This is a genomic window from Stenotrophomonas sp. 115C5 (assembly GCF_056861055.1).
Genome location: NZ_JBSPUQ010000014.1, coordinates 64523 through 90896 on the forward strand (window position 1 = coordinate 64523; position 26374 = coordinate 90896).

The 26374-nt window shown below is 67.5% G+C and carries 25 protein-coding genes; 17 read left to right on the forward strand and 8 right to left on the reverse strand.

Annotation, left to right across the window (positions count from 1 at the left end; translation table 11 throughout):
• Positions 1-46: 46 nt before the first annotated feature.
• On the reverse strand, positions 47-1723 hold the full coding sequence (locus tag AC13FN_RS15745) for an electron transfer flavoprotein-ubiquinone oxidoreductase (RefSeq protein ID WP_482984362.1): 1677 nt from the start codon (positions 1721-1723) through the stop codon (positions 47-49).
• Between the two features lie 256 nt (positions 1724-1979).
• Here AC13FN_RS15745 and AC13FN_RS15750 point away from each other — a divergent pair, with 256 nt between their 5' ends.
• Complete coding sequence (locus AC13FN_RS15750; RefSeq protein WP_010487123.1) at positions 1980-3143, forward strand: acyl-CoA dehydrogenase family protein; 1164 nt, start codon at positions 1980-1982, stop codon at positions 3141-3143.
• 99 nt (positions 3144-3242) lie between these two features.
• Here AC13FN_RS15750 and AC13FN_RS15755 read toward each other — a convergent pair whose 3' ends face one another.
• Both AC13FN_RS15755 and AC13FN_RS15760 read right to left on the reverse strand, forming a co-directional pair.
• Positions 3243-3722 (reverse strand): tRNA (cytidine(34)-2'-O)-methyltransferase, encoded by a 480-nt coding sequence (locus AC13FN_RS15755; protein WP_197644811.1) that lies wholly within the window; start codon positions 3720-3722, stop codon positions 3243-3245.
• A gap of 68 nt (positions 3723-3790) precedes the next feature.
• Complete coding sequence (locus AC13FN_RS15760) at positions 3791-4267, reverse strand: XAC0231 family protein (protein ID WP_049435448.1); 477 nt, start codon at positions 4265-4267, stop codon at positions 3791-3793.
• A gap of 415 nt (positions 4268-4682) precedes the next feature.
• On the opposite strand from AC13FN_RS15760, the gene AC13FN_RS15765 reads away from it, so the two are divergent.
• From AC13FN_RS15765 to AC13FN_RS15780, 4 genes are all read left to right on the forward strand, one after another.
• The gene (locus AC13FN_RS15765; protein WP_043400678.1) at positions 4683-7532 is read left to right on the forward strand and encodes a M16 family metallopeptidase; all 2850 of its coding nucleotides are present in this window, start codon (positions 4683-4685) and stop codon (positions 7530-7532) included.
• A gap of 178 nt (positions 7533-7710) precedes the next feature.
• Positions 7711-8028, forward strand: a complete 318-nt coding sequence (locus tag AC13FN_RS15770) for a DUF4156 domain-containing protein (protein ID WP_005407628.1) — start codon at positions 7711-7713, stop codon at positions 8026-8028.
• Between the two features lie 102 nt (positions 8029-8130).
• On the forward strand, positions 8131-9147 hold the full coding sequence (locus tag AC13FN_RS15775) for a 3-oxoacyl-ACP synthase III (RefSeq protein ID WP_010487115.1): 1017 nt from the start codon (positions 8131-8133) through the stop codon (positions 9145-9147).
• Between the two features lie 140 nt (positions 9148-9287).
• Positions 9288-10178: an alpha/beta fold hydrolase gene (locus AC13FN_RS15780; RefSeq protein ID WP_049435450.1), complete on the forward strand. Its 891-nt coding sequence runs from the start codon at positions 9288-9290 to the stop codon at positions 10176-10178.
• A 76-nt stretch (positions 10179-10254) separates the two neighbouring features.
• Here AC13FN_RS15780 and AC13FN_RS15785 read toward each other — a convergent pair whose 3' ends face one another.
• A complete protein-coding gene (locus tag AC13FN_RS15785) occupies positions 10255-10686 on the reverse strand; it encodes a YkgJ family cysteine cluster protein (protein ID WP_029380125.1) in 432 nt (143 codons plus the stop codon).
• Between the two features lie 104 nt (positions 10687-10790).
• On the opposite strand from AC13FN_RS15785, the gene oleC reads away from it, so the two are divergent.
• The 3 genes from oleC to AC13FN_RS15800 all read left to right on the forward strand — a co-directional run bounded on the left by oleC (position 10791) and on the right by AC13FN_RS15800 (position 13676).
• Positions 10791-12449, forward strand: a complete 1659-nt coding sequence (gene oleC / locus AC13FN_RS15790; RefSeq protein WP_049435451.1) for an olefin beta-lactone synthetase — start codon at positions 10791-10793, stop codon at positions 12447-12449.
• Entirely contained in the window at positions 12446-13438 is a 993-nt protein-coding gene (gene oleD, locus AC13FN_RS15795; protein ID WP_482984361.1) for a 2-alkyl-3-oxoalkanoate reductase, read from the forward strand. The genes oleC and oleD overlap by 4 nt, the downstream gene beginning before the upstream one ends.
• Before the next feature lie 82 nt (positions 13439-13520).
• Positions 13521-13676, forward strand: a complete 156-nt coding sequence (locus AC13FN_RS15800) for a DUF1328 domain-containing protein (protein ID WP_004153593.1) — start codon at positions 13521-13523, stop codon at positions 13674-13676.
• Between the two features lie 143 nt (positions 13677-13819).
• On the opposite strand, the gene ddlA is transcribed toward AC13FN_RS15800, so the two are convergent.
• Entirely contained in the window at positions 13820-14914 is a 1095-nt protein-coding gene (gene ddlA / locus AC13FN_RS15805; protein ID WP_043400715.1) for a D-alanine--D-alanine ligase, read from the reverse strand.
• A 373-nt stretch (positions 14915-15287) separates the two neighbouring features.
• Here ddlA and AC13FN_RS15810 point away from each other — a divergent pair, with 373 nt between their 5' ends.
• The 4 genes from AC13FN_RS15810 to AC13FN_RS15825 all read left to right on the forward strand — a co-directional run bounded on the left by AC13FN_RS15810 (position 15288) and on the right by AC13FN_RS15825 (position 19010).
• A complete protein-coding gene (locus AC13FN_RS15810) occupies positions 15288-15923 on the forward strand; it encodes a ubiquinone biosynthesis accessory factor UbiJ (RefSeq protein WP_071306513.1) in 636 nt (211 codons plus the stop codon).
• Positions 15920-17575 (forward strand): ubiquinone biosynthesis regulatory protein kinase UbiB, encoded by a 1656-nt coding sequence (gene ubiB, locus AC13FN_RS15815; RefSeq protein ID WP_126928908.1) that lies wholly within the window; start codon positions 15920-15922, stop codon positions 17573-17575. The genes AC13FN_RS15810 and ubiB overlap by 4 nt, the downstream gene beginning before the upstream one ends.
• 5 nt (positions 17576-17580) lie before the next feature.
• A complete protein-coding gene (locus AC13FN_RS15820) occupies positions 17581-18159 on the forward strand; it encodes an O-methyltransferase (protein ID WP_010487098.1) in 579 nt (192 codons plus the stop codon).
• A gap of 107 nt (positions 18160-18266) precedes the next feature.
• Positions 18267-19010 (forward strand): pseudouridine synthase, encoded by a 744-nt coding sequence (locus tag AC13FN_RS15825; RefSeq protein WP_482984360.1) that lies wholly within the window; start codon positions 18267-18269, stop codon positions 19008-19010.
• 70 nt (positions 19011-19080) lie between these two features.
• On the opposite strand, the gene AC13FN_RS15830 is transcribed toward AC13FN_RS15825, so the two are convergent.
• A complete protein-coding gene (locus AC13FN_RS15830) occupies positions 19081-19608 on the reverse strand; it encodes a DUF2059 domain-containing protein (RefSeq protein WP_010487093.1) in 528 nt (175 codons plus the stop codon).
• A gap of 134 nt (positions 19609-19742) precedes the next feature.
• Here AC13FN_RS15830 and arfB point away from each other — a divergent pair, with 134 nt between their 5' ends.
• From arfB to dcp, 3 genes are all read left to right on the forward strand, one after another.
• On the forward strand, positions 19743-20174 hold the full coding sequence (gene arfB / locus AC13FN_RS15835) for an alternative ribosome rescue aminoacyl-tRNA hydrolase ArfB (protein WP_019337436.1): 432 nt from the start codon (positions 19743-19745) through the stop codon (positions 20172-20174).
• Between the two features lie 46 nt (positions 20175-20220).
• On the forward strand, positions 20221-20781 hold the full coding sequence (locus AC13FN_RS15840) for a lysophospholipid acyltransferase family protein (RefSeq protein WP_224329368.1): 561 nt from the start codon (positions 20221-20223) through the stop codon (positions 20779-20781).
• Positions 20782-20892: 111 nt separating this feature from the next.
• Entirely contained in the window at positions 20893-23049 is a 2157-nt protein-coding gene (dcp, locus tag AC13FN_RS15845) for a peptidyl-dipeptidase Dcp (RefSeq protein ID WP_197579841.1), read from the forward strand.
• Between the two features lie 154 nt (positions 23050-23203).
• Here the strand turns inward: dcp and AC13FN_RS15850 are convergent, their stop codons facing one another.
• The gene (locus tag AC13FN_RS15850) at positions 23204-23650 is read right to left on the reverse strand and encodes a 3-dehydroquinate dehydratase (RefSeq protein WP_004153636.1); all 447 of its coding nucleotides are present in this window, start codon (positions 23648-23650) and stop codon (positions 23204-23206) included.
• Between the two features lie 3 nt (positions 23651-23653).
• Positions 23654-24055: a hypothetical protein gene (locus tag AC13FN_RS15855; protein WP_049410017.1), complete on the reverse strand. Its 402-nt coding sequence runs from the start codon at positions 24053-24055 to the stop codon at positions 23654-23656.
• Between the two features lie 258 nt (positions 24056-24313).
• On the opposite strand from AC13FN_RS15855, the gene lepB reads away from it, so the two are divergent.
• Both lepB and AC13FN_RS15865 read left to right on the forward strand, forming a co-directional pair.
• Positions 24314-24940, forward strand: coding sequence for a signal peptidase I (lepB, locus tag AC13FN_RS15860; RefSeq protein WP_482984359.1), 627 nt, complete (start codon positions 24314-24316; stop codon positions 24938-24940).
• 124 nt (positions 24941-25064) lie between these two features.
• Positions 25065-26321: an MFS transporter gene (locus AC13FN_RS15865; protein WP_049435460.1), complete on the forward strand. Its 1257-nt coding sequence runs from the start codon at positions 25065-25067 to the stop codon at positions 26319-26321.
• Positions 26322-26374 lie beyond the last annotated feature (53 nt).

The following is a 26374-nucleotide window of genomic DNA, read 5'->3' on the forward strand; positions in this document are numbered from 1 at the left end:
GCAGCGGGGCAGGCGGGCTGCGACACGCCGTCGCAGCCCGGAGCAATCACATGCCCGAATAGTTCGGGCCGCCGCCGCCCTGCGGGGTCACCCAGACGATGTTCTGGGTGGGGTCCTTGATGTCGCAGGTCTTGCAGTGCACGCAGTTCTGCGCGTTGATCTGCAGGCGCGCGCTGTCGGCTTCACCGACGAACTCGTACACGCCGGCCGGGCAGTAGCGTGCTTCGGGACCGGCGTACTCGGCCAGGTTCACCTTCACCGGAATGCTCGGATCCTTCAGCGTCAGATGGCTGGGCTGGTTCTCGTCGTGGTTGGTGCTGCTCAGGAACACCGAGCTCAGACGATCGAAGGTCAGTACGCCATCGGGCTTGGGGTAGGCGATGCGGGTGTGCTTGGACGCCGGTTCCAGGCAGACATGATCCGGCTGGGTGCGGTGCAGCGTCCATGGCGGATTGCGCACGCCCAGCTTGGGCAGCAGCCACTGCTCCACGCCGGTCATCAGCGTGGCCACGGTCTGGCCCTTCTTGAACCACTGCTTGAAGTTCTTGGCCTGCTGCAGTTCGGTGAACAGCCAGCTGGCTTCGAATGCCTTCGGGTAGGCGCTCAGTTCATCGTGCTGGCGGTCGGCGGCCAGCGCGTCGAACGCGGCGTCGGCGCACAGCATGCCGGTCTTGATCGCCGCGTGGCTGCCCTTGATGCGGCTGGCGTTGAGGTAGCCGGCCTCGCAGCCGACCAGTGCGCCACCCGGGAACACCGTCTTCGGCAGCGACAGCAGGCCACCGGCAGTGATCGCACGCGCGCCGTAACCGATGCGGGTGCCACCCTCCAGGTGCTTGCGGATGGACGGATGTGTCTTGAAGCGCTGGAATTCCTCGAACGGGCTCAGCCACGGATTTTTGTAGTCCAGGCCGACCACGTAGCCGATGGCGACCTTGCCGCCGTCGGCGTGGTACAGGAACGCACCGCCGTAGGTATCGCTGTCCAGCGGCCAGCCGGCGGCATGCACCACCAGGCCCGGCTCATGCTTGGCCGGGTCGATCTGCCACAGTTCCTTGATGCCGATGCCGTAGGCCTGCGGGTCCTTGCCTTCGTCCAGCCTGTAGCGGGCGATCAGCTGGCGGCCGAGGTGGCCGCGCGCGCCTTCGGCGAAGATCGTGTACTTGGCCTGCAGGGCCATGCCGCGCTCGAACGCCGGGCCGATGTTGCCGTCCTTCTCGATGCCCATGTCGCCGGTCGCCACGCCGATCACTTCGCCGTTGTCGCCGTACAGCACTTCGGCGGCCGCGAAGCCGGGGAAGATCGCAACCTCCAGCGCCTCGGCCTGCTGCGCCAGCCAGCGGGTCACTTCACCCAGGCTGATGATGTAGTTGCCTTCGTTGTGGAAGCACTCCGGCAGCAGTGCGTTGGGCGTGCTGCGTGCGCCGGTTTCGCTGAGGAACAGGAATTCGTCGCGGGTGACCTTCTGCTTCAGCGGTGCGCCGCGTTCGGCGCAGTCCGGGAACAGTTCGGTCAGTGCGCGCGGGTCCATCACCGCACCGGACAGTACGTGCGCGCCCGGTTCGGAGCCCTTTTCCAGCACGCACACCGACAGCTCGCGGCCGGCTTCGATCGCGCGCTGGCGCAGGCGGATCGCGGTGGCCAGGCCGGCGGGGCCGGCGCCGACGATCACCACGTCGAACTCCATTACTTCACGCGGGGGCAGGGCGTTGGCTTCAGCGCTCATCGATTGCATGACTCGTGGGTAGGGCCGGCATCGGGGCCACCGGCGGTGCCTGGGAATCGCGCGTGCGGCCACGGGCGAAACGGTTGTTTGAATGTGTCAGGGTACCGGGCCGCGCGTGATCGAGCTAGATCGGCGATGTTCACCTCATGATTGCTGCAGTGCAGCGTACGTCCGCAGCCGGGTGGGTGCCGACCTTGGTCGGCACGCTCTGCCCGGATGACCGACAATGGCCGGGTCCTGACTGCGTGTGAGTGCCATGGCTTTGCATCCGTACGATCTGTTCGATGTCCGTTCCCTGCTCAACGAGGAAGAGCGCGCAGTGCAGGAGAGCGTGGCCCGCTTCACCAACGAGCGCGTGCTGCCGATCATCGGTGATGCCTTCGACCAGGCCCGCTTCCCCGATGAACTGGTGCCGGAGATCGCTGCGCTGGGCCTGCTCGGCGCGACCCTGCCGGCGCAGTACGGCGGTGGCGACCTCGGTGCGGTCAGCTACGGCCTGATCTGCCAGGAGCTGGAGCGCGGCGATTCCGGCCTGCGCAGCTTCGTGTCGGTGCAGAGCTCGCTGTGCATGTACCCGATCTACGCTTACGGCAGCGAAGAGCAGCGCCAGCAGTGGCTGCCGGCGATGGCACGCGGCGAACTGATCGGCTGTTTCGGCCTGACTGAAGCGCACGGCGGTTCCGATCCGGCCAGCATGAAGACCCGCGCGGTGCGCGACGGCAATGACTGGCGCATCAGCGGCAGCAAGATGTGGATCACCAGCGGCCCGGTGGCCGACCTGGCCATCGTCTGGGCGCAGACCGAGGACGGTATCCAGGGCTTCGTGCTGGAGAAGGGCATGGCCGGCTTCACCACGCAGGAAATCAAGCACAAGATGAGCCTGCGCGCGTCGCTGACCGGTGCGCTGTTCTTCGACGACGTGCGCGTGCCCGACAGCCACCGCCTGCCGAACGTGAAGGGCCTGAAGGGACCGCTGGGTTGCCTGACCCAGGCCCGCTACGGCATCAGCTGGGGGCCGATCGGTGCGGCGATTGCCTGCCTGGATGAAGCGCTGGGCTATGCCAAGGAGCGCGTGTTGTTCGGTCGTCCACTGGCGGCCACGCAGAGCGCGCAGATCAAGCTGGCCGAGATGGCCCGCCGCATCACCACCGCGCAGCTGCTGGCGCTGCAGCTGGGCCGCCTGAAGGAAGCCGGTCAGTTGCAGCCGCAGCAGGTCAGCCTGGCCAAGTGGAACAACTGCCGCATGGCCATCGACATCGCCCGCGAGTGTCGCGATCTGCTGGGCGGAGCGGGCATCACCACCGAGCATGTGGCGATCCGGCATGCGTTGAACCTGGAATCGGTGATCACCTATGAAGGCACCGAGACCGTGCACCAGCTGGTGATCGGGCGTGAGCTGACCGGCATCAACGCGTTTTGACGCTATCCGGTTTCCGGACGCGATACGGGGGAGCCGAGCGCGGGCTCGGCTCTACAGGAGCGTACGTGTAGAGCCGAGCCCATGCTCGGCTGGTTTCTTTCACGCGCCGCCGGCGAAGCCGTGCTGGCGCCACGCTTCGTACATCACCACGGCAACGGTGTTGGACAGGTTGAGGCTGCGGTTGTCCGGCCGCATCGGCAGGCGCAGGCGGCGGCCATCGGGCAGGGCATCGAGCACGTCCTGCGGCAGGCCGCGGCTTTCGGGGCCGAACAGGAATGCATCACCGTCTTCGAACGCCACGCTGTCATAGCGGACGCTGGCACGCGTACTCAGGGCGAACAACCGCTTTGGTGCGATCCGCGCCAGCGCGGCATCCAGGTCGGGGTGCACCTGCAGGCGCGAGTACTCGTGGTAGTCCAGGCCGGCGCGCTTGAGCTGCTTGTCTTCCAGTGCGAAGCCGAGCGGCTCGACCAGGTGCAGCTGCGCGCCGGTGTTGGCACAGAGCCGGATCACATTGCCCGTGTTGGGCGGGATTTCCGGTTGGAACAGGATCACGTGGAACTGGGGCGCGGCATTCATCGGCGCAGTGTACCTGCGACGGCGGCTGCCTTTACGGCGCACGCCCTGCGCTGGCAGGGCGGCACCGCTTACGGGCGCAGCAGGACCTGGGCGGTTTCGGTGGCCAGGGCCTGCAGGTCGGCGGCGCTCGGACGCACCTGCAGGGCCGGCAGGTTGACGATGACCGAGTTGGCGACGTTGGTGGCGGCGGCAGCCAGGGTCGCGGCGTAGCGCTGGGCTTCCATTTCGGCGGCCAGGGCGACGCGCTGTTCCAGGCTCGGGCGCACTTCCACCGAGGCCAGGGTGGTGATCGGCATCGCGGCCGCAACCGGGGTGGCGACGTAGCCGTTGCGCTCGGCCAGCTGGTCGGCGCTCGGGCGCACTTCCACGGTGGCCAGGGTCGGGATACCGCTGGCCTGTTCCCAGGCCTGCTGGGCCAGCTGGTCGGCGGCCGGGCGGACCTGCACGGTGGACAGCGTCTTGATGGATTCGGAGGCCTGCACCGACGAAACAACCGCGGTGCCGGCAATCAGGGCGATGGCGATGGCAATGGTCTTGGCGTTCATGACGGGGCCTGTTTAGTGTTGGTGATCAGTGGTGTGGTAGTAAGGTAGTACACCGATTCTGGGCATGCAAGGAAAATTTTCGATTTCCTGCATTTGTTCAGTCTTCAGTCAGCTTTCGTCTGAAGCCCTTCCTGGCGCAGGAAGTACCAAGCAATCCTCGTGCCAACTTTTAGTTGTTGATTTGCAAGGGTTTTGTTCGGGTCGGAAAGTGTCCGGTGGGCGGACACCTGTCCATTCGATGCGCCGCGGACACTGTCCGGACGTTCCTGGCGGGCGCATGTGACGGGTCAGGCAGGGCAGATCGGCGCCGCGGATGGGGTACAGGGGCAAACACCCCCAGTGACTGCTGGCCGATTCCTGCCGCTGCGTGCGCAGGCTAGGATCGGGGTTCACCTATGTGACCAAGGATCCGGATATGTCTCTCGCCCTTCGCCCGCGCGCTGCACTGCTGGCCGTCGCCCTCAGCACCGCCCTGGGCACGCTTGTGCCTTCCCATGCGCTGGCGGCCAAGCCGGCCGCACCGGCCAAGGTCGATATCCCGTATGAGCAGTTCACCCTGCCCAACGGCCTGCGCGTGATCGTGCATACCGATCGCAAGGCGCCGATCGTCGCGGTCAATGTCTGGTACCACGTGGGCAGCAAGGACGAGCCGGCTGGCCGTACCGGCTTCGCGCACCTGTTCGAACACCTGATGTTCCAGGGCAGCGAAAACCACGACGGCGAATTCTTCGAACCGTTCAAGCAGGTCGGTGCCACCAACCAGAACGGCACCACCAATACCGACCGCACCAACTACTTCGAGAACGTGCCGACCACCGCGCTGGACATGGCGCTGTGGATGGAATCGGACCGCATGGGCCATCTGGTCGGTGCGATCGACCAGGCGGCGCTGGACGAGCAGCGTGGCGTCGTGCAGAACGAGAAGCGCCAGGGCGAGAACCAGCCCTACGGCCAGGCCTGGGACCAGCTCAACAAGGCGCTGTACCCGGTTGGCCACCCGTACCACCACGGCGTGATCGGTTCGATGAACGATCTGAACGCGGCGTCGCTGGATGACGTGAAGACCTGGTTCCGCACCTGGTACGGCCCGAACAACGCGGTGCTGGTGCTGGCCGGCGACATCGACCTGGCCACCGCCAAGGAAAAGGTCGGCAAGTACTTCGGCGCCATCCCGGCCGGCCCGACCATGGCGCAGCCGGCAGTGAACGTGGCCAAGCGCAGCGCCGACACGCGCGAGACAATGACCGACAAGGTGCCGCAGGCGCGCATCTACCGCGCCTGGAACGTGCCGCAGGTCGGCACCACCGATGTCGATCAGCTGCAACTGTTCGCGCAGGTCCTGGGCGGTGCCAAGTCCTCGCGCCTGAGCCAGCGCCTGCAGCACCAGGACAAGCTGGTGGACAGCATCGCGTCGGGCCTGTCGACGTCGCAGCTGGGTTCGAACTTCGTGATCATGGCGACGGTCAAGCAGGGCCAGGACCCGGCCAAGGTCGAGAAGATCATCGACGAGGAACTGGACCGCCTGATCAAGCAGGGCCCGACCGCGGCCGAGCTGGAGCGCGCCAAGACCGGTGCCCGCGCCGGTTTCATCCGCGGCATTGAGCGCATTGGTGGCTTCGGCGGCAAGGCCGACGCACTGGCCGAGTGCGCGGTGTTCACCGGCGACCCGGGCTGCTTCCGCACCTCGCTGGCCAACATCGAGAAGGCCAGTGCTGCTGATCTGAGCCGGCTGGGCGCGCAGTGGCTGGACAAGGGCAGCCACACCCTGGTGATCGCACCGGGTGAGCGCGTGGCGCTGAAGGAAGAGCCGAGCCAGGCGCCGAAGCCGTTCAACGTGCCGGCGGTGGACCCCAAGTACAGCACCCTGCCCGAGCAGGTCGACCGCAAGGCCGGCGTGCCGCAGACCCGCGAGTTCCCGCAGCTGAAGTTCCCGGCGCTGCAGCGCGCCACGCTGAAGAATGGCACCCAGGTGATCCTGGCCGAGCGCCACGAGATTCCGGTGGTGCAGTTCAGCTACCAGTTCCCGGGCGGCTTCAGCGCCGACCAGGGCCGCAAGCCGGGCACCGCCAACTTCACCATGAGCCTGATGACCGAAGGCGCCGGCAAGCTCGGCTCGCTGGCCTTCGCCGATGCCGCCGACGCGCTGGGTGCCAGCCTGGATGCCTCGGCCGGCCTGGACTCGATGAGCGTGGACCTGTCGGCGCTGAAGGAAAACCTGGCACCGTCGCTGGCGCTGTACCGCGACCTGCTGCGTGAGCCGCGCTTCGAGCAGGGCGAGATCGACCGGGTCAAGGCGAGCTGGATCGCCGGCATCCAGCAGGAGAAGGTCAACCCGGGTGCCGTCGCGATGCGCGTGCTGCCGCCGCTGCTGTACGGGAAGGGCCACCCGTACGCCATTCCGTTCACCGGCAGCGGTGACGAAGCGGCGATCAATGGCCTGACCCGCGAAGACCTGGTCGACTTCCACCACGACTGGCTGCGCCCGCAGAACGGCACCCTGATCGTGGTCGGTGACACCACCCTGGCCGAGATCGTGCCGCTGCTGGACAAGCAGCTGGGCGACTGGAAGGCCAGTGGCGACGCCCCGCAGGTGAAGGCGGCCACCGACGTAGCGCTGCCGAAGGGCCCGCGCGTGTTCCTGATCGACCAGCCGGGCGCGGTGCAGGCCAACCTGTTCGCCGGCCAGGTGGTGGCGCCTTCGAGCGCTGCCAGCTCGACCCGCTTCGACATCGCCAACGGCGTGATCGGCGGTGACTTCACCTCGCGCCTGAACATGAACCTGCGTGAAGACAAGCACTGGTCGTACGGTGCACGCAGCAGCGCGGTCAACTCGGTGGGCCAGCGTCCGTGGATGGCCAGCGCGCCGGTGCAGATCGACAAGACCGGTCCGGCGATGGCGGAAATGCGCAAGGAAATCGCCGCGTTCGCCGATGGCAGCAAGCCGGCCACCGCCGCCGAGGTCAACCGCATCCGCAACATCCAGACCCTGAGCCTGCCCGGTGCCTACGAGACCGCCAGCGCGGTAGCGTCGACCATCGGTTCGATCGTGCAGTTCAAGCGCCCGGACGACTACGTGCTGCGCCGCAAGGCCGAGATCGAGTCGATGACCCCGGCACAGGTGCAGCAGGCCGCCGCCGAGATCAAGCCGCAGGCCCTGACCTGGGTGGTGGTGGGTGACCTCAAGCAGACCGAAGCGGCCGTGCGTGCGCTGAACCTGGGCGAGGTGACGGTGATCGATGCCGAAGGCAACCCGGTCAAGAAGTAAGGCAAGACCCGGCCCGCCATGGGGCGGGCCGGCTCCCCCGGTAGTGCCGGCCGCTGGCCGGCAACTCCTTGACCCGAAGACGGGCCAGAGCGCCCTGCGGGGGATCCGTCCCCCACCGGCTACCCCCGATTCAGGCTGTTCAGGCAGAATCCCCCCCATACCCTTCCAGGATCTGCCCATGCGCGTTCTGCTGCTTTCCTCCCTGCTGCTCACCGTCACCGCCTGTACCTGGGTGCCGATCGAACCGGCCGGCAAGGCGACCCGCGTGCTGCCGGCAGGCCCGGTTCCCGCCGGCTGCATCGCCAAGGGCGAGGTGGTGGTGACCGTGAAGAGCAAGGTCGGTTTCTACAACCGCAACCCGCTGCGGGTGCAGGAAGAGCTGGAAACCCTGGCCCGCAACGAGGCCCCGAGCGCCGGCGCCAATGCCGTGCAGGCCGCTGCGGCCCCGGCCGATGGCAGCCAGCGCTTCGCCGCCTTCCAGTGCCCGCCGCGCTGAACGCTTCACCATACGGGCAAGGCTGAATTCGTAAAGATGCGGTGAAAGCCCGGGGGTTATAGAATAGCGCCCCCTTTTGCCTGAGCCTTGGCGCTAACCTCGATGCTCTTCAAGAATGTCTCGATCGCCGGCCTGGCACACGTCGACGCGCCGCATACGCTGACGACCAAGGAAATCAACGAACGCCTGCAGCCGACGTTGGATCGCCTCGGTATCCGCACCGACGTGCTCGGCGATATCGCCGGCATCCATGCCCGCCGCCTGTGGGACAACGGCGTGCTGGCGTCGGACGCCGCCACCATGGCCGGCCGCAAGGCACTGGAAGACGCGGGCATCACCGCGACCCAGGTCGGCCTGCTGGTCAACACCTCGGTCAGCCGTGACTACCTGGAGCCGTCCACGGCCTCCATCGTGTCCGGCAACCTCGGCGTCAGCGACGAATGCATGACCTTCGACGTCGCCAATGCCTGCCTGGCCTTCATCAACGGCATGGATATCGCGGCGCGCATGATCGAGCGCGGTGATATCGACTACGCGCTGGTGGTGGATGGCGAGACCGCCAACCTGGTGTACGAGAAGACCCTGGAGCGCATGACCGCCCCGGACGTCACCGCTGACGATTTCCGCAACGAGCTGGCGGCGCTGACCACCGGTTCGGGTGCTGCGGCCATGGTGATGGCGCGCTCGGAGCTGGTGCCGGACGCCCCGCGCTACAAGGGCGGCGTGACCCGCTCGGCCACCGAGTGGAACCAGCTGTGCCTGGGCAACCTGGACCGCATGGTCACCGATACCCGCCTGCTGCTGATCGAAGGCATCAAGCTGGCGCAGAAGACCTTCAGCGCCGCCAAGATTGCACTCGGCTGGGCCGTGGAAGAGCTGGACCAGTTCGTGATCCACCAGGTCAGCCAGCCGCACACGGCCGCGTTCATCAAGAACTTCGGCATCGACCCGAAGAAGGTCATGACCATCTTCGGCGAGCACGGCAACATCGGCCCGGCCTCGGTGCCGATCGTGCTGAGCAAGCTCAAGCAGCTGGGCAAGCTGAAGAAGGGCGATCGCATCGCGCTTCTGGGCATCGGCTCGGGCCTGAACTGTTCGATGGCTGAAGTGGTCTGGTAAGCAGCCCGCTGCCCGACCTCCTGTAGAGCCGAGCCATGCTCGGCTCACGCGCGCAGCGCGGCTCTTCCGCAGCGGACCGGAGAGCAGCCGAGCATCGGCTCGGCTCTATACCGCGCCGCGATTCTCCTTAGGTGCTCCGCATGCGCGATCTCCCCGGTTACCCCGCCCACCCGCAGCGCTTCGAAGTGCGCCCTGGCCTGTCGATGAACTATCTCGACGAAGGCCCGCGCGACGGCGAGGTGGTGGTGATGGTGCACGGTAACCCGTCGTGGAGCTATTACTGGCGCACGCTGGTGGCCGGCCTCTCGGACACGTACCGCTGCATCGTGCCGGACCACATCGGCATGGGCCTGTCGGACAAGCCGGACGACAGCCGCTACGAATACACGCTGCAGTCGCGCGTGGACGACCTTGATGCGCTGCTGAAGCACCTGGGCATTACCGGTCCGGTGACCCTGGCCGTGCACGACTGGGGCGGCATGATCGGCTTCGGCTGGGCGCTGTCGCACCACGACCAGGTGAAGCGCCTGGTGGTGCTCAACACCGCCGCCTTCCCGATGCCGGCCGCGAAGAAGATGCCGTGGCAGATCGCGCTGGGCCGCCACTGGAAGATCGGCGAGTGGATCATCCGCAGCTTCAACGCATTCTCGTCCGGCGCCTCGTGGCTGGGCGTGGAGCGGAAGATGCCGGCCGACGTGCGCCGCGCCTACGTGTCGCCGTACAACAGCTACGCCAACCGCATCAGCACCATCCGCTTCATGCAGGACATCCCGCTGTCGCCGGCCGACAGGGCGTGGTCGCTGCTGGAGCGTGCCGGCAAGGCGCTGCCGTCGTTCGCCGACCGCCCCGCCTTCCTCGGCTGGGGCCTGCGCGACTTCGTGTTCGACCACCACTTCCTGAAGGGCTTCCAGGCCGCGCTGCCGCGGGCCCAGGTGCATGCCTTCGAGGATGCCGGGCATTACGTGCTGGAAGACAAGCACGAGGTGCTGGTGCCGGAGATCCGCGCGTTCCTGGACAAGAACCCGATCTGAGAGGTGTGCCGACCAACGGTCGGCACCCACACGTGGAAGGTATGGGTGGGTGCCGACCGTTGGTCGGCACACCGGATTATGCGGCGACCGGCGCCTGCGGCGGCGAAGACGGGCTGTTGCCGTTGTCGTCCGGATGATCGTCATCATTGTCGGCGTCATCGCGCCAACGCCAGTCGGCCAGCGTCAGTGGATCCAGGCCATAGGCGATGCGCGCCTTGTCGCACTGCGGGCTGGCCTTGCCGTACTCCCACGATGCATCCACCTCACGGCACACGCTGGGCCGGTTGGGGTGGATGGTGCAGCGCGAATACACGCCGATCTGCGCATCCAGCGCCACGCAGCGCACCGGCTTGGAATGGGTGCCGCGCATGCACAGGCGATGCGGGTCCAGCACCTCGGTGAGCTGGTGTGGCACGCCACCGGGGGTGACCTCGTCTGATTCCATCCAGTGGAAGGCCACGCGGTATTGGGTGCAGCAGGCGCCGCAGGTCATGCAGGGATGTTGCATGGGCAAGCCGCCTCGGGCGGCAGTCGGAATCAGGAACGAGGGTGCGGATTTTCCACGAAGTGGGCCGCCGCGCAAGAAATTCCGTTAGCGGCGACAATGAACGGATGAACCGACCCTGCAATATTGCGGCCCGTTTGCCTGAACTGGCGCGTGAACGCCCCGACCAGATCGCCATCCGCTGCCCCGGCCGCCGGGGCGCCGGCAACGGCATGGCCGCCTACGACGTCACCCTGGATTACCGCCAGCTGGACGCCCGCAGCGACGCCATGGCCGCCGGCCTGGCCGGCTACGGGATCGGCCGCGGGGTGCGCACGGTGGTGATGGTGCGGCCCTCGCCGGAGTTCTTCCTGTTGATGTTCGCGCTGTTCAAGCTGGGCGCGGTGCCGGTGCTGGTCGACCCGGGCATCGACAGGCGCGCGCTGAAACAGTGCCTGGACGAGGCGCAGCCGGAAGCCTTCATCGGCATTCCGCTGGCCCATGTGGCGCGGCTGGTGCTGCGCTGGGCACCGTCGGCGGCGCGCCTGGTGACCGTCGGCCGCCGCCTCGGCTGGGGCGGAACCACCCTGGCCGCGCTGGAGCGCGCCGGCGCCAACGGGGGGGCGATGCTGGCCGCCACCGACGGTGAGGACATGGCGGCGATCCTGTTCACCAGCGGCTCCACCGGCGTGCCCAAGGGCGTGGTCTACCGCCATCGCCACTTCGTCGGGCAGATCCAGCTGCTGGGCAGCGCCTTCGGCATGGAAGCGGGCGGGGTGGACCTGCCGACCTTCCCGCCGTTCGCGCTGTTCGATCCTGCGCTGGGCCTGACCTCGGTGATCCCGGACATGGACCCGACCCGGCCGGCGCAGGCCGACCCGGCGCGCCTGCACGACGCCATCCAGCGTTTCGGCGTGACCCAGCTGTTCGGCTCGCCGGCGCTGATGCGGGTGCTGGCGAAGCATGGGCGGCCGCTGCCGACGGTGACCCGGGTGACCTCGGCCGGTGCGCCGGTGCCGCCGGACGTGGTCGCCACCATCCGCAGCCTGCTGCCGGCCGACGCGCAGTTCTGGACGCCCTATGGCGCCACCGAGTGCCTGCCGGTGGCGGTGGTCGAGGGCCGCGAGCTGGAGCGCACCCGTGCTGCTACCGAAGCAGGTGCCGGTACCTGCGTGGGCAGCGTGGTCGAGCCAAACGAAGTGCGCATCATCGCCATCGATGACGCGCCGCTGCCGGACTGGTCGCAGGCGCGCGTGCTGTCCACCGGCGAGGTGGGCGAGATCACCGTAGCCGGGCCGACCGCCACCGACACCTACTTCAACCGCCCGCAGGCGACGGCGGCAGCGAAGATCCGCGAGACGCTGGCCGATGGCAGCACGCGCGTGGTCCATCGCATGGGCGATGTGGGTTACTTCGATGCGCAGGGCCGCCTGTGGTTCTGCGGACGCAAGACGCAGCGCGTGGAAACCGCGCGCGGACCGCTGTACACCGAGCAGGTCGAGCCGGTGTTCAACACCGTGGCCGGGGTGGCGCGCACTGCACTGGTCGGTGTCGGCGCCCCGGGTGCACAGGTGCCGGTGCTGTGCGTGGAACTGCAGCGTGGCCAGGCAGACAGCCCGGCGTTGCAGGAAGCGCTGCGTGCGCATGCCGCAGCGCGCACGCCTGAGGCCGGCCTGCAGCATTTCCTGGTGCATCCGGCGTTCCCCGTCGATATCCGTCACAACGCCAAGATCGGCCGCGAGAAGCTCGCCGTCTGGGCCAGCGCCGAACTGGAGAAGCGCGCATGAAGATCCTGGTCACCGGTGGTGGTGGTTTCCTTGGCCAGGCGCTGTGCCGCGGGCTGGTCGAGCGTGGCCACCAGGTGCTGGCGTTCAACCGCAGCCATTACCCGGAACTGCAGGCGATGGGCGTGGGCCAGATCCGTGGCGACCTGGCCGATGCGCAGGCGGTGCTGCACGCGGTGGCCGGCGTCGATGCGGTGTTCCACAACGGTGCCAAGGCCGGCGCCTGGGGCAGCTATGACAGCTACCACCAGGCCAACGTGGTCGGCACCGACAATGTGATCGCCGCCTGCCGTGCGCATGGCATCAGCCGCTTGGTCTACACCTCCACGCCCAGCGTGACGCACCGTGCCACCCATCCAGTGGAAGGCCTGCGCGCGGATGAAGTGCCCTACGGCGAGGACTTCCAGGCGCCGTATGCGGCGACCAAGGCGATTGCCGAACAGCGCGTGCTGGCCGCCAACGACGCCTCGCTGGCGACGGTGGCGCTGCGCCCGCGCCTGATCTGGGGTCCGGGCGACCAGCAGCTGGTGCCGCGCCTGGCCGAACGTGCACGGCAGGGTCGCCTGCGCCTGGTGGGCGATGGCAGCAACAAGGTCGATACCACCTACATCGACAATGCCGCGCTCGCGCACTTCCTCGCTTTCGAGGCATTGGCGCCGGGTGCCGCGTGTGCGGGCAAGGCCTACTTCATCTCCAACGGTGAGCCGCTGCCGATGCGCGAGCTGGTCAACAAGCTGCTGGCCGCCATGGGTGCGCCGACGGTGGACAAGGCGATCAGCTTCAAGACCGCCTACCGTATCGGTGCGGTCTGCGAGCGCCTGTGGCCGCTGCTGCGCCTGCGCGGCGAGCCGCCATTGACCCGCTTCCTGGCCGAGCAGCTGTGCACGCCGCACTGGTACAGCATGGAGCCGGCACGCCGCGACTTCGGCTACGTGCCGCGGGTCAGCATCGAGGAAGGGCTGCGCAGGCTGAAGGCTTCATCTGCTGCATAGATCGCCGTCACTGGCTGCACACCGCCAGATCGGGAGGATGGACCCACGCCATCCAACGGCCCGGACATCTGCGAGGAGCGCCATGCTGCATTACGCCGTCATCTTTTTCGTCATCGCCATCATCGCCGCCGTGCTCGGCTTCTCCGGCATCGCCGGTGCTGCCAGCAACATTGCCTGGATCCTGTTCGTTGTGTTCCTGGTACTGGCAGTGATCTCGATGTTCCGCAAGCGCGGATAGAACCTGCAGGACGTGCCGGTCACCGGCCGGCACGTCGCTTCCCGGTGGGTGCCGACCGTTGGTCGGCACGCCTCCTGTAGAGCCGAGCCATGCTCGGCTGCATCTCCAGGGTCGAGCATGGCTCGACGCTACACACAGCGCCGCTACACGGCGCTGTGCAATCCGCGATCGGCTTCATGGCGCTCCAGCGCCAGTTCGATCAGCCGCGTGATCAGCGTGGTGTAGTCCACACCGCTGGCGCCCCACAGCTTCGGGTACATGCTGATGCGGGTGAAGCCCGGCAGCGTGTTGACCTCGTTGATGACGATCTCACCGTCTGCGGTGAGGAACACATCCACGCGCGCCATGCCCGCACACTCCAGCGCCTGGTAGGCCTGCAGCGCGGTCTGCTGGATCCGCGCCTGGCTTGCAGCATCGATATCCGCCGGCACCACCACCTCGGCACCATCGGCGTTGATGTACTTGGTGTCGTAGGCGTAGAACTCGTCGTGCACCACCACTTCCCCGCACAGGCTGGCCTGCGGATGTTCGTTGCCCAGCACCGCGCACTCGATCTCGCGGCCGACCACCGCCGATTCCACCAGCACCTTGTGGTCGTAGCGCAGCGCCAATGCCAGTGCCTCGGCGAAGCCCGCCGCATCCTTGACCTTGCTCACGCCCACCGACGAACCCTGGTTGGCCGGCTTCACGAACAGCGGCAGGCCGAGCTGCGCGATCACCGCATCGACATCGACCGCCGCCGCCTGATGGCGACGGATGCACAGCCACGGTGCCACCTGCAGTCCGGCGTCGCGCAGCAGCCGCTTGGTCACGTCCTTGTCCATCGCCACCGCCGAACCCAGTACCGGCGAGCCGACGAAGGGCAGGTTGGCCATGCGCAGCAGCCCCTGCAGCGCACCGTCCTCGCCCAGCGGCCCGTGCACGATCGGCAGCACCACATCGATCTGGCCGAGCGCGCTGGCCGCATCGGACGGCTGCAGCTGCGCCTGCTCTGCACCCGGGCGCACCGCCAGCGACGTACCGGACCGATGCAGCGCAATGCGCGACGGATCATCGGCATTGATCAGGAAGGTATCGGGTTGGCTCAGATGCCACTGGCCCTGCTTGTCGATACCGACCAGCACCGGCTCGAAGCGCTCGCGATCGAGCGCATCGAGGATGTTCTTCGCCGACTGCAGCGAAACTTCGTGCTCGGAAGACTTGCCACCGAAGATGATGCCGACCCGGGTCCGTGCCATGGTGTTGCGATGTCCTGTGCATTGCGTGGCCTCATAGCATGAACCTTCATCGGCCCTCCGCGTGAGGCACAGATGAACCAGAAATCCATCCACGCATGGCGATCTGCCGTGTCGACCAAGGTCGACACCCACCAACAGCAGCAGGAACCTGTCGAAGGCGGGGTGGGTCCGGTTGCGGGGGCGTGAGCCGCATGGATGCGGCGACCGAGCTTACATGGACGTACTTGCAGCGTCCCCCGCAACCGGACCCACCCCGCCATCCCACGGATAGCCCGCTTTTGATGTTGATCTTGCCGGCCAGCGGCCGGTGCCTCTGCGGGTGCCGGGCGGCAGCCCGGCCCAAGCCCCCCACCCACGCAGGTAGAATGCACACATGGCTCTCTCCCTGCTCAAGTCCCTCAAGCCGGTCGCTGGCCGCGCCCTGCAGATCGCCCTGAACCGCGCGCTGGCGCTGGATCCGGATACCCGCCATGCGCTGACCAGCCTGGATGGCCGGCATATCGATCTGACCCTGGAAGCGCCGTCGCTGGCCATGCGCATCAGCGTCGACGGCGACCAGCTGCGGGTCGGCCCGGTGGACGCGCAGGAAGCCGACCTGGCCGTGCGCAGCAGCCTGGCCGGCGTGCTCGCGCAGCTGCCGCTGCTGGCCAACGCACGGCGCGGCGACACCAACAGCAAGGGTCGCGTGCGCGTGGCCGGCGACGCCGAACTGGCACGTCGCCTGCAGCAGCTCGCCAAGGGCTTCGACCCCGACTGGCAGCAACCGTTCGTCAGCGTGTTCGGCGAGGTACTGGGCGTGCAGGTCGCCAACACCCTGCGCAGCGCCCTGCAGCACGCGCGCCAGGGCGCGGTCGACCTGGCCCACAGCGCCGCCGAGTTCATCACCGAGGAATCGCGCGATGTAGTGCCGCGCGCTGAACTGGATGCCTTCCACGATGACGTGGACGTGCTGCGCGACGACGTCGAGCGACTGGGTGCACGCGTACAGCGCCTGCGGGGTGCCGCATGAAGGCCGTGCTGCGCGCCAGCCGCATCGGCCGGGTGATCCTGCGTTACCGCCTCGACGACCTGCTGCAGGGCACACCGGCCGAGCGCTGGTTGCGCCTGGCCAAGCCGTTCGTGCCGCGCGCCTCGGCCGACATCGCCGCACAGTCGCGCGGTGCGCGCCTGCGCCTGGCGCTGCAGGATCTCGGCCCGATCTTCGTCAAGTTCGGCCAGATCCTGTCCACCCGCCGCGATCTGGTCCCGCCGGATGTGGCCAACGAACTGACCCTGCTGCAGGACCGGGTCAAGCCGTTTGATGGCGAGACCGCGCGTCGCATCGTCGAGGAAGCGCTCGGCCTGCCGGTCAGCGAGGCATTTGCCAGCTTCGACACCGAACCGCTGGCCTCGGCCTCGATCGCACAGGTGCACGCGGCTACGCTGGCCGATGGCCGCCAGGTCGTGGTCAAGGTGCTGCGCCCGGGCATCGAGAAGCAGATCGACGCCGATATCGCCCTGCTCAATTCGCTGGCCGCCCTGGTCGAGCGCACCCATCCGCGCGCCGACAAGATCCGTCCGCGCGAAGTGGTGGCCGAGGTCGAAAACACCCTGTCCGCCGAGCTGGACCTGCAGCGCGAAGGCGCCAATGCCAGCGTGCTGCGCCGCTTCTGGGAAAACAGCGACGACCTGTACGTGCCGGAAGTGATCTGGAGCCACACCGCCGAGCGCGCGCTGACGCTGGAGCGCGTGTGGGGCATTCCGTCCGACGACATCGCCGCGCTGGACAAGGCCGGCATCGACCGCAAGGCGCTGGCCGCCAAGGGCGTGCGGGTGTTCTACACCCAGGTGTTCCGCGACAACTTCTTCCATGCCGATGCGCACGCCGGCAACATCTGGGTCGACACCGATCCGGCGCGCCGCGCCAACCCGCGCTTCATCGCGCTGGACTTCGGCATCATGGGCCAGCTCTCGCAGGAAGATCAGTACTACCTGGCCGAGAACTTCATGGCCATCTTCAACCGCGACTACCGCCGTATCGCCGAACTGCATGTGCAGGCGCGCTGGATGCCGGACAACGTGCGCATCGATGACCTGGAAGCGGCCGTGCGCTCGGTGTGCGAGCCGTACTTCACCCGTCCGCTGTCGCAGATCTCGCTGGCCGAAGTGCTGATGAAGCTGTTCCGCGTGGCGCAGCGTTACCAGCTGACCCTGCAGCCGCAGCTGATCCTGCTGCAGAAGACCCTGCTGAACATCGAAGGCGTCGGCCGCCAGCTCGATCCGCAGATCGACATCTGGGCAGTGGCCAAGCCGGTGCTGGCGAAGATCCTGCGCGAGCGCTACAGCCCGCGCCGGGTGGTACGCGAGATCGGCAAGCGCCTGCCGGAAATCATGACCCACGCGCCGGACATGCCGCGCCTGGTGCATGCCTGGCTGACCCAGCAGGTGGAAGGTCGCCACGAACTGTCGATGCGCTCGCGCGACCTGGCCGCACTGGATGCCAGCGTGCAGCGCCTGCAGAAGCATGCGGTCGGCGCGATCACCGGCGTCGGCCTGCTGGCCATCGCCGCACTGATGTATGTGCTGCAGCCACCGGGCTGGTACTGGGGCGACGTGCCGGCGTGGAGCTGGCTGTCTGGTGCGGTCGGCGCAGTGGCGCTGCTGCGCGCGTGGTGGAAGTAGGCCCCATGCTGCAGGCACTCAAGGACGAACTGACCCGCTTCGGCGCAGACAACGACGCCCGCGAAAGCGCGCGTGGCCGCCGCATGCTCAACATCACGCCGGAGACAGGTGAATTCCTGTCCGTGCTGGTCCGCTTCGGCGCTGCGCGCCGGGTGCTGGAGATCGGCACCTCCAACGGCTATTCGACGCTGTGGCTGGCCGAGGCTGCCGCCGCCATCGACGGCCACGTGACCACGCTGGAATACGCGGAGGACAAGGTGGCGATGGCGCGTGACACCTTCGCGCGCAGTGGCCTGGCCGATCGCATCACGCTGGTCCACGACGATGCAGGACCGTGGCTGGCGCTGGCCGCGGATGCCAGCGTCGACCTGCTGTTCCTCGATTCGGACCGCGGGCAATACGCCGGCTGGTGGCCGCAGTTGCGTCGCGTGCTGCGCCCGGGTGGCCTGCTGGTGGTGGACAACGCCACCTCGCATGCAGAACAGATGGAACCGCTGCGGGCGCTGCTGGAGGCTGATCCGGACTTCAGCACCAGCCTGGTGCCGGTGGGCAATGGGGAGCTGTTGGCCGTACGCAGCGCCTGACTGCTCTACAGGCAGGTGCCAACCTTGGTTGGCAGGCTGTTGCCGGTCGCGCAGAGCCGCCGAGCGTGGGCTCGGCTCTACAGAAGGCAGGCCTTTATAATCCCGCGGTGAGCACCGAACCCGAGACCCTCGCCGCGGTCGAGACCGACACCGCGCCCCTGCAGCTGCTGCACCTGGATGAACGCCTGGCCGTGGTCAACAAGCCTGCCGGGCTGATGGTCCACGACAGCAAGCTGGCCCGTGGCGAAGACGATTTCCTGGCCGACCGCCTGCGCGAGCAGCTGGGCCGCCCGATCTTCCTGGTCCACCGGCTGGATCGCGCCACCAGTGGCTGCCTGTTGCTGGCCTTCGACCGCGATACCGCCAGTGCACTGGGCAAGGCCCTGATGGGCGGCGAGGTGCTGAAGGACTACCTGACCGTCTGCCGGGGCTGGCCGGCCGAGCTCTCCTGGCAGGTCGACCATGACCTGGATGGCGGCCCCGGCAAGCCGGTGAAGAAGCCGGCGGTCACCGACTTCCAGCGCTTGGCCACCGGCGAGCTGTCGGTGCCGGTCGGTGAGTTCACCAGTTCGCGCTACGCGCTGCTGCGCTGCCAGCCGCAGACCGGGCGCTTCCGGCAGATCCGCCGGCACCTGAAGCATCTCTCGCATCACATGATCGGCGACACCAGCCACGGTGATGGCCGCCACAACCGCATCTTCCGCATGCAGGGCGTGCACCGCATGCTGCTGCACGCCGAGCGCCTGCGCTTCCCGCATCCGGACGGTGGCACGGTGGATGTGCGTGCGCCGCTGGACCGCGAGTTCCAGAAGGTGCTGGACCTGTTCGGCTGGCAGGTGGACGACGCCTGATGCTGCTGCGGTAAGCCGAGCGTGGGCTCGGCTCTACAGCCAGCGCCCGGGCGTGGCCCGGCGCACCCCGTTATTTCTTTTCCGGCTCGTTGACGATTGCTTCCAGATCCTTCTGCAGATCCGCAAACAGCGGCTGCATGCGTGCCTGGATCGCCACCATCACGTTCTGCATCAGGGCCGGGGTCTTGTCCAGCAGGCTCTGGCCGGCCGCGCTCTCGTAGAACTCGGCCATCGCCAGCACGTCTTCCTTGCTGAAGGTCTTCTTGTACAGGTCCACGTACATCGGCCGCAGCTGCTGCCACGACAGGGCCTGGCGCAGGGTCTGGCTGGTCCGCGCCTGGATCCGCTTCAGCTGTTCCTGCTGCTGGGCGTTGAGCTGGCGCTGTGCGGCCACCTGCTGGAACTGCTGCTGCTGCATCGCCTCGATCTGCGGCAGCATGGTGTCGATCATGCTCTGCGCACGTGACGCGGACAGCAGGCGGTTGATGTCGCCATCGGTCGGCGGCGCGGCCAGGGCCGGAACGCTGGCCACGGCCAGCGCCAGCAGCAGGGCGGCGCGGCGCAGCAGGGACGGCAGGGCGGGTGCGGTGCGGGTCATGCGGGGCTTCCTGCAGTACATGGGACGGCCAGCATACCCGCAGCCAAGGCGAAGGCGGCGTGTTCGGTACCTGATCGGCGGCATACGGTGCGCGATGCCGCACTCCGGCACGTGGCTGCCGCTACAATGCGCGGATGGGCAGTGGACCGGTCACCATCAGCGCGCAGCTTGAAATCCCCGACGGCGAGATCGTCGAGCGGTTCGTGCGTGCCAGTGGTGCCGGTGGCCAGAACGTCAACAAGGTCTCCACCGCGGTGGAACTACGTTTCGACGTGGCCAACTCGCCCTCGTTGCCCGAACCGTTGCGCATGCGCCTGCTGGCGCGGCGTGACCGGCGCATGACCGGCGAAGGCGTGCTGGTCATCGACGCGCAACGTTTCCGGACCCAGGATCGCAATCGCGAGGATGCGCGCGATCGGCTGGCGGCCTTCATCCAGGCCGGGCTGAGCGTGCCCAAACCGCGCAAGGCCACCAAGCCGACCCTCGGGTCGAAACTGCGTCGTCTGGACGCCAAACGCGGGCGCGCGCAGATCAAGCGCGGGCGCTCATCACGTGACTGGGAGTGATTGCTTGAACAACCCGACTTCGTTGCTGCCGGCTGTGCCGCCGCAGATGCCGCAGGTCAAACCCAACGCCTTCCTGCGCTGGCTGGCGCGCTGCACCCTGCGCATGGGCGGCTGGAAGGTGACCGGTACCCTGCCTGACATCCCGAGGCTGGTCTTCATCATCGCCCCGCATTCGTCCAACTGGGATGGCCTGTGGGGCATGGCGGCCAAGATCGCACTGGGCATGAAGGTCAAGGTGCTGGGCAAGGCCTCGCTGTTCTGGTGGCCGCTGGGTCCGCTGCTGCACAAGCTGGGCGTGATCCCGCTGGACCGCAGCTCGCCGCAGGGCACAGTGGGCCAGGCGGTGGACCTGCTGCGCAACAACGAGAAGATGTGGTTCGCCATCACGCCCGAGGGCACCCGCAAGGCCGTGAAGGACTGGAAGGCCGGCTTCCTGAAGATCGCCCGGATGGCCGACGTGCCGATCCTGGCCGCGTACTTCCACTATCCGGAAAAGACCATCGGCATCGGCCCGCTGTTCACGCCCAGCGGCGATGACGCCGCCGACATGGCCGCCATCCGTGAGTTCTACCGGCCGTGGATGGGCAAGACCCGCGGTACGGTCTGAGCCGGCCGCAGGTCGCCGCATAGACGCCACGTCCGGCACATGCCGGGCGAGCGCGACAGGAGTAGGGTGGAGGGCTGGTATCCCGTACCGTCTGCCCAAGGAGCGTTTTACATGTCGCGTACCGTAGTCCTGGCCGCCGCCATCAGCCTGGCGCTGGCGGCCTGTTCCGGCAAGGAGTCCACCCCCGTGTCCGATGCCCAGAAAGCCCCGGCCCAGCAGCCGGCCGAAGCCTCCACCAATCCGCTGCTGAGCGCCAGCACGCTGCCGTTCCAGGCGCCGCAGTTCGACAAGATCAAGGACAGCGACTACCTGCCGGCGTTCGAGGAAGGCATGCGCCAGCACCTGGCCGACGTGCGCAAGATCGCCGACAGCAGCGAACCGGCCACCTTCGACAACACCATCGTGGCGATGGAGCGCAGCGGCGAGACCCTGAACCGCGTGTCGCGCATCTTCTTCGGCCTGGTCCAGGCCGACACCAACGATGCGCGCCAGAAGATCCAGGAAGAGGTGGCGCCGAAGCTGGCCGCGCACCAGGACGAGATCAACCTCGATCCGAAGCTGTTCGCGCGCGTGAAGTCGCTGTACGACCAGCGTGACACGCTGGAACTGGACCCGGTGCAGAAGCGCCTGGTCGAGCATTACTACGACGGCCTGGTGCGCGCCGGCGCGCAGCTGTCCGACGCCGACAAGGCGAGCCTGCGCAAGCTCAACGTGGAAGAAACCACCCTTTCCACCCAGTTCCACACCCGTCTGGTGGCCGCTACCGCCGCTGCGGCCGTTGTCGTTGACGACAAGGCCAAGCTGGCCGGCCTGGACGAGGATGCGATCAACAACGCCGCCAACGCAGCGAAGGAGCGCAAGCTGGATGGCAAGTTCCTGCTGCCGTTGCAGAACACCACCCAGCAGCCGGTGCTCGGCTCGCTGAGTGACCGCGACCAGCGTGCCGCCGTGCTGAAGGCTTCGGAAACCCGTGCCGAGCGCGGCGATGCCAATGACACCCGGCAGACCGTGCAGCGCCTGGCCCAGCTGCGTGCGCAGAAGGCCAAGCTGCTCGGCTTCGACACCTTCGCCGACTACCAGCTGGGCGACCAGATGGCCAAGACCCCGGCCGCCGCGCTGAAGCTGCTGACCGACACCGTGCCGGCCGCCACCGCCAAGGCCCGTGCCGAAGCCGGCGAGATCCAGAAGGTGATCGACGCGCAGAAGGGCGGCTTCCAGGTCGCCGCTTCGGACTGGGACTTCTATGCCGAGCAGGTGCGCAAGGCCAAGTACGATCTGGACGAGTCGCAGATCAAGCCGTACTTCGAACTGGACAACGTGCTGCAGAACGGCGTCTTCTACGCCGCCACCCAGCTGTACGGCATCACCTTCAAGCCGCGTACCGACATTCCGACCTACAACCCGGACATGAAGGTGTACGAAGTGTTCGACAAGGACGGCACCTCGCTGGCGCTGTTCTACACCGACTACTTCAAGCGTGACAGCAAGTCCGGCGGCGCCTGGATGGACGTGTTCGTCGAGCAGGACGGCCTGACCGGTGCCAAGCCGGTGGTCTACAACGTCTGCAACTTCACCAAGCCGGCCGCCGGCCAGCCTGCGCTGATCAGCTTCGACGACGTCACCACCATGTTCCATGAGTTCGGCCATGCGCTGCACGGCATGTTCTCGAACGTGAAGTACCCGTCGATTGCCGGCACCGCCACCTCGCGTGATTTCGTCGAGTTCCCGTCGCAGTTCAACGAGCACTGGGCGCTGGATCCGAAGGTGTTCGCCAACTACGCCAAGCACTACAAGACCGGCGAGGCGATGCCGCAGGAACTGGTCGACAAGATCCTCAAGGCACGCAGCTTCAACCAGGGCTATGCGACCACCGAGTACCTGTCGGCCGCATTGCTCGACCTGGCCTGGCACACGCAGAAGGCCGATGCGCCGCTGCAGGATGTCGGCGCCTTTGAAGCCAGCGCGCTGAAGAAGTTCAAGGTCGACCTGCCGCAGGTGCCGCCGCGCTACCGCACCACCTACTTCGACCACATCTGGGGTGGCGGTTACTCGGCCGGTTACTACGCCTACTTCTGGGCCGAAGTGCTCGACCATGACGCCTACCAGTGGTTCACCGAGCACGGTGGCCTGACCGCGGCCAACGGCCAGGAGTTCCGCGACAAGATCCTCTCGCGCGGCAACAGCGTGGAGCTGTCGACCCTGTACCGCGATTTCCGCGGCAAGGACCCGTCGGTGGAACCGCTGCTGAAGTTCCGCGGGCTGAAGTAAGAAAGCGAAAACGGCGGGGGAAACCCCGCCGTTTTTCTTTGTGTAGAGCCGAGCCCATGCTCGGCTGATGTTTCCTGGAAAGGCAGCCGAGCATGGGCTCGGCTCTACAAAGGCGGAAAAGCCAGTCGAGCATGGCTCGACTCTACAGACAGCGTTACGTCCCCACGTGCACCCGGTTGGCCTGCTCGGCCAGTCCCAGGTGATCCAGTGCGATGTCCAGCGCCAGCACATAGCTCTGCGCGCCATAGCCGGCGGCGATGCCCAGGCGCTGGCCGACACCGGCCGGCAGGCACGGCTCGGCCACTGCGCCGTCGTCATGCACTTCCACGTAGGCGTTGTGCAGGTAGGGCAGCAGGCGCTGCAGGCGTAGGCTGTTGGCACACGCACCCGGATCAAGCAGCGTCACCTCGCCACGGCTGTGATCAGCCACGCGCAGCGCATCCAGCAGCTCCTGTTCCGAACCGCAGGCACGGATCGCCACGCTGGTGCCGGCATCGATCGCGCGATGCACCAGCGACTTCAGTACCGGCGCCGGCAGTGGCATCGCCGTGCGGATCAACGCACCGGCCGCCTCCGGGCCGCGGATGATGAAGATCGACATGGCTCAGCCCTCCTGCGCCAGGCGGCGGCCAACGATGGCCAGCGACAACGGGTAACCGGCCTGCTGGCTGCGCTGGTCCACCACCACTGCGGCGGGGCCATGCTGCAGGCGCAGGCGTGCCTCCAGGCCGGGCTCGCTGGGCGCCTGCAGCTCGATGTACTGCGCCGGCAGCCGTTCCAGCGCCGCCTGCAGCGCGCCACCTTCGGCCTGCCATTGCGCCTCGTCGGCGGCGCCGACATCCAGCAGTACCCAGTCGGCCGAGCGCGCCTGCGGCTGGCACAGACACTGGCGCACTTCGGACAGGCTGGCGCAGTCGCTGCACAGCACGCGATGGCCGCTCAGCTGCGCCGGCAGCTGCGGGCGCGGCGCCGACGGAGACGCGTGGCGGATCACCAGGAGGGTCATACAACACCTTGCGGAATGCGCCCTGTGGCGCGGTGGGCACACGATGCGCGTGCTGCCCGTAAAGGTGCGATGCCCGCGGCCGGGCCGGGGTGTAAAACCTGCGTAACCCTTCCTGTAGAGCCGAGCCCACGCTCGGCTGTGGGCAACCGAAGCGCGAAGCGCAAGCCGAGCGTGGGCTCGGCTCTACAGGACGCCGGCGCGGGAACCTCTTCGGCCCGGATGTGGTCTGATGCAGCTACCACTTACCCGGAGCCTGTCATGGACGCTGTTGCCCGCCCTCCCTTTTCCGAACGCGCGCTGGCCTGGCTGAAGAAGGAGGCGCTGCCGTTGCTGGTGATGCTCGGCCTGCTCGCCGCCGCCCGCGATACCCTCGCCAACCACTACGTGGTGCCCAGCGGCTCGATGCAGCCGACCCTGCAGCCCGGCGACCGGGTGGTGGTGGACATGCGTGCCTATGGCCTGCGCCTGCCGTTCACCAGCAAGGAACTGGTGTCCACCGGCACACCGCAGCGCGGCGAAGTGGCGGTGTTCGATTCGCCCGCCGACGGCACCCGCCTGATCAAGCGGGTGGCCGCGGTGGCCGGTGACCATGTGCAGCTGCACGAAGGGCACCTGAGCATCAACGGCCAACCGCTGCAGACCGCGAACCTGCAAGATGTGGAAGCCTTCGGTGAACGCCGTGCCAGCCTCGATCTGGACATGGGGGGCGGCCCGGACATCGCCGACCTGGTGGTGCCGGACGGCAAGGTGCTGGTGCTGGGTGACCACCGTGGCAACAGCTTCGATGGCCGCTTCTTCGGCTTCGTCGACGCCGACAAGGTCTACGGCCGCGCCGTGGCGGTGTATTACCGCCGGGGCGCCGGCTTCGAGTGGCAGCGCCTGTAAGCTGAATTGATACTTCCTGTATATCAATCCTGACCTATCAGGTTATGGATCGACTGGATGGACGGGCCTAGTCTGAGGCCCGTTCCCTCCCACGCCCGGCCGTCCCCACCGGCCCGTTGACTCCATGACTGGCGAAACCACGGTGGCCGTCGAACGCCGCCCCCACACCGTCGACTCAGACGCCGAGACCCGCATCCAGCAGGGCACACCGGCCTTCCGCCGCACCGCGCTGGCGCTGTTCCTGGCCGGCTTCTCCACCTTCGGCCTGCTGTACACGGTGCAGCCGCTGCTGCCCGAATTCAGCCGCCACTTCGGCGTGTCCGCCGCCGGCAGCGCGATGTCGCTGTCGCTGACCACCGGCACGCTGGCGGTGGCCATGCTGCTGGCCGGCCTGCTGTCCGACGCGGTCGGCCGTCGCCCGTTGATGATCGCTGCGCTGCTGGCCTCGGCCATGCTGTCGCTGAGCACGGCGTTGGTGGATGACTGGACCACGCTGCTGGTGCTGCGCACCCTGCTCGGCCTGGCGCTGAGCGGCGTGCCGGCGGTAGCGATGACCTACCTGGTCGAGGAAATGGACAGCCGCGCGCTGGGCCTGGCGATGGGCCTGTACATCGGCGGCAATGCCATTGGTGGCATGAGCGGGCGCCTGCTGGCCGGCATCATCGCTGACCACTGGGGCTGGCGCTGGGGCATCGGCGTGGTCTCGATCATCGCGGTGGCCAGCACCGTGCTGCTGTGGCTGCAGCTGCCGCCGTCGCGCCATTTCCATCCCCGCCGTGACGGCCTGCGCCAGTTGCCGTCGCGCTGGCGCACGCTGTTCGCCGACCCGGGGCTGCCGTGGCTGTTCGCCACCTCGTTCGTGCTGATGGGCGTGTTCGTCACCCTCTACAACTACCTGGGCTACCACCTGCTGGCGCCGCCGTACCACCTCAGCCAGACCGTGGTCGGGCTGATCTTCAGCGTGTACCTGGTGGGCACCTTCAGCTCGGCGTGGATGGGCCAGCAGGCCACGCGCTACGGCCGCGGTCGCATCCTGTCGATCTCGTTCGCACTGATCGGCGCCGGCATCGCGCTGCTGGCACTGCCTTGGCTGAGCACAATGGCACTCGGCATCGCGCTGGTGACGTTCGGCTTCTTCGGCGGTCACTCGGTAGCCAGCAGCTGGGTTGGCAGCCGTGCCGGCACGATGCGCGCGGAAGCCTCGGCGCTGTACCTGTTTGCCTATTACCTGGGTTCGAGTGTGCTCGGTGCTTTAGGCGGCCTGGCCTATGCGGCGTGGGACTGGCTGGGTGTGTGCCTGTTCGCCGCCGTGCTGACCCTGATCGGCGGTGGCATTGTCTGGGCGCTGCAGCAGCGCGCCCCGCAGCCGGTGACGGCGTGATCCTACTCTGGTAGAGGCCGACCTTGGTCGGCGCTGTGGTCGTGGGCCAACCA

Excerpts from the sequence above, each read along its gene's own strand:
- AC13FN_RS15745 (WP_482984362.1), bottom strand. The coding sequence starts at position 1,723 with ATGAGCGCTGAAGCCAACGCCCTGCCCCCGCGTGAAGTAATGGAGTTC.
- AC13FN_RS15750 (WP_010487123.1), top strand. The coding sequence starts at position 1,980 with ATGGCTTTGCATCCGTACGATCTGTTCGATGTCCGTTCCCTGCTCAAC.
- AC13FN_RS15755 (WP_197644811.1), bottom strand. The coding sequence starts at position 3,722 with ATGAATGCCGCGCCCCAGTTCCACGTGATCCTGTTCCAACCGGAAATC.
- AC13FN_RS15760 (WP_049435448.1), bottom strand. The coding sequence starts at position 4,267 with ATGAACGCCAAGACCATTGCCATCGCCATCGCCCTGATTGCCGGCACC.
- AC13FN_RS15765 (WP_043400678.1), top strand. The coding sequence starts at position 4,683 with ATGTCTCTCGCCCTTCGCCCGCGCGCTGCACTGCTGGCCGTCGCCCTC.
- AC13FN_RS15770 (WP_005407628.1), top strand. The coding sequence starts at position 7,711 with ATGCGCGTTCTGCTGCTTTCCTCCCTGCTGCTCACCGTCACCGCCTGT.
- AC13FN_RS15775 (WP_010487115.1), top strand. The coding sequence starts at position 8,131 with ATGCTCTTCAAGAATGTCTCGATCGCCGGCCTGGCACACGTCGACGCG.
- AC13FN_RS15780 (WP_049435450.1), top strand. The coding sequence starts at position 9,288 with ATGCGCGATCTCCCCGGTTACCCCGCCCACCCGCAGCGCTTCGAAGTG.
- AC13FN_RS15785 (WP_029380125.1), bottom strand. The coding sequence starts at position 10,686 with ATGCAACATCCCTGCATGACCTGCGGCGCCTGCTGCACCCAATACCGC.
- oleC (WP_049435451.1), top strand. The coding sequence starts at position 10,791 with ATGAACCGACCCTGCAATATTGCGGCCCGTTTGCCTGAACTGGCGCGT.
- oleD (WP_482984361.1), top strand. The coding sequence starts at position 12,446 with ATGAAGATCCTGGTCACCGGTGGTGGTGGTTTCCTTGGCCAGGCGCTG.
- AC13FN_RS15800 (WP_004153593.1), top strand. The coding sequence starts at position 13,521 with ATGCTGCATTACGCCGTCATCTTTTTCGTCATCGCCATCATCGCCGCC.
- ddlA (WP_043400715.1), bottom strand. The coding sequence starts at position 14,914 with ATGGCACGGACCCGGGTCGGCATCATCTTCGGTGGCAAGTCTTCCGAG.
- AC13FN_RS15810 (WP_071306513.1), top strand. The coding sequence starts at position 15,288 with ATGGCTCTCTCCCTGCTCAAGTCCCTCAAGCCGGTCGCTGGCCGCGCC.
- ubiB (WP_126928908.1), top strand. The coding sequence starts at position 15,920 with ATGAAGGCCGTGCTGCGCGCCAGCCGCATCGGCCGGGTGATCCTGCGT.
- AC13FN_RS15820 (WP_010487098.1), top strand. The coding sequence starts at position 17,581 with ATGCTGCAGGCACTCAAGGACGAACTGACCCGCTTCGGCGCAGACAAC.
- AC13FN_RS15830 (WP_010487093.1), bottom strand. The coding sequence starts at position 19,608 with ATGACCCGCACCGCACCCGCCCTGCCGTCCCTGCTGCGCCGCGCCGCC.
- arfB (WP_019337436.1), top strand. The coding sequence starts at position 19,743 with ATGGGCAGTGGACCGGTCACCATCAGCGCGCAGCTTGAAATCCCCGAC.
- AC13FN_RS15840 (WP_224329368.1), top strand. The coding sequence starts at position 20,221 with ATGCCGCAGGTCAAACCCAACGCCTTCCTGCGCTGGCTGGCGCGCTGC.
- dcp (WP_197579841.1), top strand. The coding sequence starts at position 20,893 with ATGTCGCGTACCGTAGTCCTGGCCGCCGCCATCAGCCTGGCGCTGGCG.
- AC13FN_RS15850 (WP_004153636.1), bottom strand. The coding sequence starts at position 23,650 with ATGTCGATCTTCATCATCCGCGGCCCGGAGGCGGCCGGTGCGTTGATC.
- AC13FN_RS15855 (WP_049410017.1), bottom strand. The coding sequence starts at position 24,055 with ATGACCCTCCTGGTGATCCGCCACGCGTCTCCGTCGGCGCCGCGCCCG.
- lepB (WP_482984359.1), top strand. The coding sequence starts at position 24,314 with ATGGACGCTGTTGCCCGCCCTCCCTTTTCCGAACGCGCGCTGGCCTGG.
- AC13FN_RS15865 (WP_049435460.1), top strand. The coding sequence starts at position 25,065 with ATGACTGGCGAAACCACGGTGGCCGTCGAACGCCGCCCCCACACCGTC.